We start from the raw sequence: 2,092 nt of genomic DNA, 5'->3' as shown, positions 1-2,092 counted from the left end.
GCAATGGATGATTGCGCCGAACCCGGACCTCAAGGTCCACGTAGCTGAAAAGTTCGCCAGTTCGATCGTCGCCGCCGCGCACTCGTCACCTCCGAATCCCTTCGGAGCCAGTGAATCATTGCTGCGGTCCGGTGGCGAGGGCCTTTTTCAACAGCCTGCTAGGGCTGTTCGATCAGGTGGCCTCGTGCTTCGTCGATTGCCGCAATCAGGATCTCACGGTTCACAGCGTCTGCACGCTGGTCGGGCAACGCTTCGCAGCAATCGGGCTGGGATACGAGGACATCGACGACCACGACACGCTTCGCCACGACCCGGTGCTCGCGCTTGTGTCGGAACGCCTGACGCCGAAGCGAGAAGATTGTGCGGTGTTTTCTGGCAAGTCGACGCTGAACCGGCTGGAGCACGGCCGGGTCGGGAAGCCGACGCACTATCACGGCACTATCACAAGATCAGTTACGACAAGGTCGCGTTGAAGGCCTTGTTCGTGGACCTGTTCCTGGAAGCCCACGACAAGCCGCCAGCCGAGATCGTGCTCGATCTCAACGCCACCGATGATCCGCTGCACGGCCGGCAGGAAGGCAGGTTCTTCCACGGCTATTACAACTGCTACTGCTACCTGCCGCTCTACATCTTCTGCGACCGGCACCTGCTGGCGCCAAAGCCCAGGCGTTCCAAGATCGATGCCAGCAAGGGAGCGGTCGAGGAGGTTGAGCGGATCGTGACCCAGATCCGCAAAAACTGGCCTAGGGTCCACATCATCCTGTGCGCTGATTCCGGCTTTGCGCGCGAGGAACTGATGGCCTGGTGCGAGATCCACCGCGTCGACGTCTTCGGGCTCGCCCGCAACGAACGGTTGGAAACCAAGATCGCCCCGGCCCTCGAGGAGCCTGTCTGGTCTCCAGGAAAAGCCGCCAGGCCTCCCGGGTCTTCCGCGACTTCAGGTGGTCGACAAAAGACAGCTGGTCACGCCGCAGGCGGGTCGTGGCCAAGGCCGAATGGACGACGCAGGGCGCCAATCCGCGCTTCATTGTGACGTCACTCAAGCCGGAGCGCTGGGCGGCACGGGCGCTTTACGAGGAGCTCTACTGCGCCCGCAGCGACATGGAGAACCGGATCAACGAATGCCACTCGACCTCTACGCCGATCGTACCAGTGCCAACACCATGCGCGCCAATCAGCTGCGGCTGTGGTTCGCCTCGTTTGCGTATGTCCTGATCTGCGCCTTGCGTCGCCTCGGTCTTGCCCATATCCGGCTCGCCAACGCCAGCTGCGGCGCGATCAGATTGAAACTGATCGGCGCACAGGTGCGCGTCTCGGTTCGTCGCATCAAGGTGGCGATGGCCTCAGCAGTCCCTATGCCGAGGAGTTCGCCCTGGCTCACGCCCGAATACGTGCCGCGGCTCTGTGACGCCGCCGGACCTGAACCCTTCTGTCAATGCCGCTCGAATTTTCCCCAAAAGTGCCGAAGTAAAATTCCCCAGTTTCGCCGCTCAGACTGTCGCGGAGGGGTGTCCATTTTTCGGTGGCCGGCCGCGCGGCCGCGATGGTGGATTTAATGTCGGCGGCGTGATGGAGGCTTTTGATCGCAAGTGTTCGGGCATGAGCTCGGCGTGCTGGCGGAGCCGATAACTCGATCCTTCGATCTGGACGACGACCGCATGGTGAAGCAGGCGATCGAGAAGTGCGGTTGCGACGACAGGGTCGCCGAAGACCTCGCCCCATTCGGCGAAGCCGCGATTTGAGGTGAGAATCATTGCGCCCTTCTCGTAGCGGGCGTTGACGAGTTGGAAGAACAGATTGCCGCCACCGTGGACGACGGGCAAGTAGCCGATCTCATCGACAACGAGCAGAGCAGGCCGGCAGAAGAAGCGGATGCGTTCCTGCAGGCGGCCTTCGCGTTCGGCCCTTGCCAGCGCGGCGATGAGTTCGGCGAGCGTGCAGAAATAGACGCTCTTTCCAGCCTTCACAGCCTCGACGGCAAGCGCAATGGCCAGATGGCTCTTGCCTGTGCCGGTCGGACTGGGCTCATAATGCCCGTTATCAGGATGGCGAGGCAAAGAAGATTGTCCGTTACGCCTTTCATCCACGTTCG

At 61.7% G+C, this 2,092-nt stretch carries 4 protein-coding genes and 1 pseudogene; 3 read left to right on the top strand and 2 right to left on the bottom strand.

Going from position 1 to position 2,092, the window contains the following annotated elements; genetic code table 11:
- Positions 1-131 precede the first annotated feature (131 nt).
- Complete coding sequence (locus NKJ73_RS33945) at positions 132-473, top strand: transposase (RefSeq protein WP_352572732.1); 342 nt, start codon at positions 132-134, stop codon at positions 471-473.
- Between the two features lie 11 nt (positions 474-484).
- Positions 485-1,065, top strand: a pseudogene (locus NKJ73_RS34470) (transposase); the annotation flags it as partial.
- Between the two features lie 17 nt (positions 1,066-1,082).
- Here NKJ73_RS34470 and NKJ73_RS34465 read toward each other — a convergent pair.
- Positions 1,083-1,247: a hypothetical protein gene (locus NKJ73_RS34465; protein WP_502905427.1), complete on the bottom strand. Its 165-nt coding sequence runs from the start codon at positions 1,245-1,247 to the stop codon at positions 1,083-1,085.
- Here NKJ73_RS34465 and NKJ73_RS34460 point away from each other — a divergent pair.
- On the top strand, positions 1,179-1,556 hold the full coding sequence (locus NKJ73_RS34460; RefSeq protein WP_502905426.1) for a transposase: 378 nt from the start codon (positions 1,179-1,181) through the stop codon (positions 1,554-1,556). The two genes, NKJ73_RS34465 and NKJ73_RS34460, sit on opposite strands and share 69 nt — an antisense overlap.
- On the opposite strand, the gene NKJ73_RS33935 is transcribed toward NKJ73_RS34460, so the two are convergent.
- A partial coding sequence (locus tag NKJ73_RS33935) for an ATP-binding protein (RefSeq protein ID WP_352572730.1) occupies positions 1,491-2,092 on the bottom strand: 602 nt, incomplete at its 5' end. The genes NKJ73_RS34460 and NKJ73_RS33935 overlap by 66 nt on opposite strands.

Source organism: Mesorhizobium sp. M0074 (assembly GCF_040322975.1).
Classification (GTDB): domain Bacteria; phylum Pseudomonadota; class Alphaproteobacteria; order Rhizobiales; family Rhizobiaceae; genus Mesorhizobium.
This window is presented reverse-complemented; position numbering and strand designations above follow the sequence as displayed.